This is a genomic window from Petrotoga mexicana DSM 14811, assembly GCF_002895565.1.
GTDB lineage: Bacteria > Thermotogota > Thermotogae > Petrotogales > Petrotogaceae > Petrotoga > Petrotoga mexicana.
This window is the reverse complement of sequence record NZ_AZRN01000003.1, coordinates 1-4462: the sequence shown is the minus strand read 5'-3', so window position 1 is coordinate 4462 and position 4462 is coordinate 1. Positions and strand designations below refer to the sequence as shown.

2 protein-coding genes and 2 pseudogenes are annotated in these 4462 nt (G+C 35.5%); all 4 read right to left on the bottom strand.

What is annotated here, in order from left to right; genetic code table 11:
• Positions 1 to 51: 51 nt before the first annotated feature.
• On the bottom strand, positions 52 to 1044 hold the full coding sequence (locus tag X927_RS00890; RefSeq protein WP_103076243.1) for a LacI family DNA-binding transcriptional regulator: 993 nt from the start codon (positions 1042 to 1044) through the stop codon (positions 52 to 54).
• A gap of 23 nt (positions 1045 to 1067) precedes the next feature.
• On the bottom strand, positions 1068 to 1475 hold the full coding sequence (locus X927_RS00885; RefSeq protein ID WP_158245440.1) for a VOC family protein: 408 nt from the start codon (positions 1473 to 1475) through the stop codon (positions 1068 to 1070).
• A gap of 39 nt (positions 1476 to 1514) precedes the next feature.
• Positions 1515 to 3705: pseudogene (locus tag X927_RS00875) on the bottom strand (carbohydrate-binding domain-containing protein).
• A 90-nt stretch (positions 3706 to 3795) separates the two neighbouring features.
• Positions 3796 to 4462 (bottom strand): annotated as a pseudogene (locus X927_RS00870) (glycoside hydrolase family 2 protein); the annotation flags it as partial.

Sequence of the window (4462 nt, the reverse complement as noted above, 5' to 3'; positions counted from 1 at the left end):
GCCCCGCACCCCGCCCTATAATTAGTATAATTATATCAAAAAATCATTAAATTATATTTTTCTGACTGAATCTCTAATTATTAAGTTAGTTGGTAAAATAACCCTTCTTTTCACCTTACTTTCATTTTTACCTTCTAATTTTTCTATCAAAAGTTTTGCTGCGTTTAATCCCATTTCATATACAGGTTGTCTAATGGTTGTTAGGGAAGGGTATAAATATTTAGCCAAGGGAGAATCATCAAAGCCAACTATTGAAACATCTTCAGGGTAATTGAATCCAGCTTCTTTCAGTGCTTTTATCCCACCAAGAGCCATCCAATCATTGGCAAAAAAACCCGCTGTAAAGTTTTTGCCATATTTGTCAAGATATTTTTTAATAGCAATATATCCATCTTTTACATCAAAACTTGCAGGAATAAAGGTAACTTCAAAATCTTCTTTCTTTTGTGCAAAATCCATAAAAGCTTGCTTTCTTTCCCTGGCAGAGTATACTTCCATCAGACCTTCGACATGTAAAACTTTTCTATGGCCCATATCGTATAAATATTTTGCAATTTTCAATGAAGAGTCATAATTATCTATAGTTACAATATCCATTTTCAGTTCTGAGTTTTCTCTATCAACAGCAACAACCGGTATACCTGCTTCAATGAATTTTTCTAAGCAATCTTCATCCTGGTAGGTTGTACAGACAATGACACCATCAACTTTTCTTGCGAAGAACTCTTCTAAGGCATCTCTCTCTTTTTCCAATGAATGTCTATATGTTGAAAGGAACATTTCGAAGTGATTTCGTAAAAGAACTTCTTCTATTCCTTCAGCTACCATTCCATAGTAATCTGCCTTTAGATCGGGGACCAAGACCCCAATCCCCCTGAACGAGCTCCCTTTTATGCTCTGGCTTCTTCTGTAATCTAATTCTTTTATAACCTTTAAAATCTTTTTTCTTGTTTCTTCAGTAACGTTCTCGCTTCCACTGAGAACTCTAGATACCGTTGCGATAGAGAAGCCTGAAGCTTTAGCAATTTCTCTTATCGTTGCCATTTTTTTCACCTCAAGAGTTACCTTTAATATGTTTCTAAATTAAGTTCTCCCTCAATTATCTCTATTAGAATGTTATCAGGGTCTTTGAAAAAGGCAATTCTTACACCACCTTCAGCATTGGTAGGTTCCATTGTGAATTCTACACCTTTTTCCCTTAGATATTTAAAGGTTTGATCGACACTTTTTACTTTAAAAGCAAAGTGTTTTATGCCCATGTCTTTATCGTTTTGAGTTGTTAGATATTTTCCTTTTTCTGTAAAGTTGAATAATTCAAGTATTTTATCTCCCATATCAAGATAAACAATTACGAAATTCCCATTGTCTTGAACAAGCTTTCCTAAAACTCTAAAACCAAGAATATCTCTGTAAAATCCAACAGATTTTTCCAAATCGGAAACTGTGATTGCTAAATGATCGAAATTAAAATCCATAATACTCATCTCCTTATAGATGAAAATTTTCTTGTTTTTTTATTCAATAAAATTGACATTATCTATATACATTCTTCCAGCGAAGTCGCTGTTCACATCAACAAAAATTAAAAGCATATTTCTTAAATCAGTGTTGTCTTCAATATTGGGAACTGAATTTAAATCTATTTTTACCTCATAATGGTACAGGCCATCATTTGTTACAGTTGCTGAATCAAGATCTGAGAGATCAATTTGATAAGTATCGGTTGCCTGTGCCCAATAACCTGCTAATGGTGGTTGAAACGCCAAATTTATTTCAATAATTCCTTCCGAAGCTCTATCGGGAGCTAAATAAAAATCAAAAAACAAGAAATTTTTACCCCCGCGTTTTAGGCCATCCATCCAGAAATCTAAACGTGGTGCGGATGCCCACGTATCACTTGGCTTTACTTCAGGATATGCTACTTCCCAAGATAAANNCTTCTTCTAGGGTAAGAGCTGTTTGCACTGCTGAGTCACTACTCCATTTCCAACCCTGACGAGTGCCATCTTCAAAATCCGATGGTAATTTTGCTTTACCTAACGGATCATGGATAATGGGGATTTCAATTTTTTTGCCAGAAACCTTAAAATTATCCAAATAAATTACATCTGCTCCCTCTGTACCTACGAAAAGAACAATATTTTGAATCGTATTGTCTGTGTCACTCGTGCCAATTATTTCCAAGCCAGGACTATCTTCAGCTGTTATTGTTAGAACTGCTTTGTAAGTTCCATCAACTTGTTTGACAAAATCATTTGGGGTGAGCCTTACAGCGCGAGCAGGATTAGTCCACCAGCCATTCCCGGGTCCTTGAGGAATCACTGCTATAGCAACAGTTGCAGGAGATTTTAAGATAACATCTATCATTATTTTTCCAGCCCCGGTAATATCAACTGCGTTGCCCCAATTATCCGCAGAAATACGAAGATTGTTCCAAAATCCTCCTTCGCTAACGTCATTGCTTGCATCTAAACCAGAGATTTTTAATCTATTCTTCTCATTGGTCAACGTTACATCAGTGAGAGGACTGTCGGAATTTACTACAAAGCCTTGAGTGGTCCCATCATCAAAATCCCATAATGTTTTGTAGTAATTTGAACGGTCAATTGGTTCGTATTCTACACCTTTTATACGTGTACGAACATATTCTCCTGAAACACTTAGTTCCTCTGGTGACCATATTTGATCAGGTCCTGGATCAAGATCTGTTGCTTCAGATTCACCATATACGTATGGTGTAAATGCCGCAGATTTTTCATTTTTATTAGTAAGAGACCAATTAACCCAACTAACGTTATTGGCGTTCAAAAACTTAAGCCATTCATCTGATTCTTCTATATATGGTCCATCATCGCCAGTAGCTTCGCTTGTTCCCCATTCAGATGCAAAAATAGGGGCACCGTGCTTCAATGCATAAATTGCATTTTTCATTACGTAACTATCTGGTGATGGTTCATGGGTACCTGCATAAAAATGAAGGGTGTAAACGGTATTTTGATCATCGATTGGATCATCAGCAGCTAAATCAGGTCTTTGACTCCAATTGGGATTTCCAACAATAACGATGTTTTCATTCCCGTTTTCCCGAAGCATTTCAATAATAGGTTCTGCATAATCTTTTACAATTTGCCAACCGGTTTCATCATTTGGGATACCATTTGGTTCGTTACATAATTCATAGATGATATGAGGGTCATTAGGATACAATTCTGAAATTTCTTTAAAGAATTCCTGTGCTCCCTCATATATTGGATCAGTTGGATCTCCTGGTGCATGTACGTGCCAATCTACGATCACATACATATCGTACTTCTTTGCAAGATCGATTCCTTGAATGACTCTTTTTTTGATGGTTTCAGGATCTGTTGCGTATCCGTCTTCTCCCACGTACATGGCAAGGCGAATTACATTCGCTTCCCAATCATTTGCAAGAGCGGCGAAAGCATTTTCATTTAGAATTTCGGGGAACCATTGAAGCCCGTGCGTGCTCATGCCCCTTAATTGAATAGGATTACCTTCTTCATCTCCCAAGGTTTTTATCCCGTTATACTCAATAACTCGCAAAGCCCCGGCTTCCGAAGGTTTCTTCACAAGTTCGTTACCGTATAAGAAAGAATCGTCGATATTTGGTGGGATTAATACAGAATTTGCCAATAAAACCAAATTAATGGAAACTATTAAGGCCAATGCTAAAATACTCTTCATTTCTATTCACCTCCATGTTGAAGATATTTTTTGTTTTTAAAAATTAAAAAGAGTGTTGTAGAATTTAATTTATAAATTCAAATCTTTAAACTACAAATAATCAAAGGCGCTTTTTATACTAATTTCACCTTCGATATTATTTAGAACTTTTGGATAGGAGGGGAAAAGAGCAAAGAAATTATCTTGAGAATAATTTTCCCCATTTACCTTAACGTTCACTCCCAACGCCGGTTTTTCACAACTCAATATCAAGTTGTTTCCTTCTTTTTTGTATGTTATCTTTGGATCGTTTAATTTATTTTTTCTTAAATCTGCAAACAATTCGTGGTTTTCTATTATGATTTTTCCATTTTGTTTTAGAATTAAGTAAGCTATGGAGTTATCTAAGTCAATGTTGGAAATATTAAGTTGATCGATAGTAGTTACAGAATCTTCGGGCGTTTTTATGTTTGAATATTCTTTTTGCATAAGTTTTTTTCCATCTAGAGACCAAAGTTGAAATTCTAAATCAACTTGGGTTTTGATTCCATCGTTTATCAGTGATATTATGACCTTTTCATCTTTATTTTTGGCAATCGCTAACAATTGATTATAAAATCTTTTAGTGTAAAAGTATAAAGCCTTTGGCCGTTTAAAATAATCTATTGAAGCCCAACTGAAAACAGGCCATGAATCATTTATTTGCCAATAAAGAGTTCCGGCTGTTTTGTATTTTCTCCTTCTCCAATGTTCTACTCCTGTCTTAATAGCTTCTGCT

What these genes read in the sequence shown, in the direction of transcription:
- X927_RS00890 (WP_103076243.1), bottom strand. Translation starts at nt 1,044, where the DNA reads ATGGCAACGATAAGAGAAATTGCTAAAGCTTCAGGCTTCTCTATCGCA.
- X927_RS00885 (WP_158245440.1), bottom strand. Translation starts at nt 1,475, where the DNA reads ATGGATTTTAATTTCGATCATTTAGCAATCACAGTTTCCGATTTGGAA.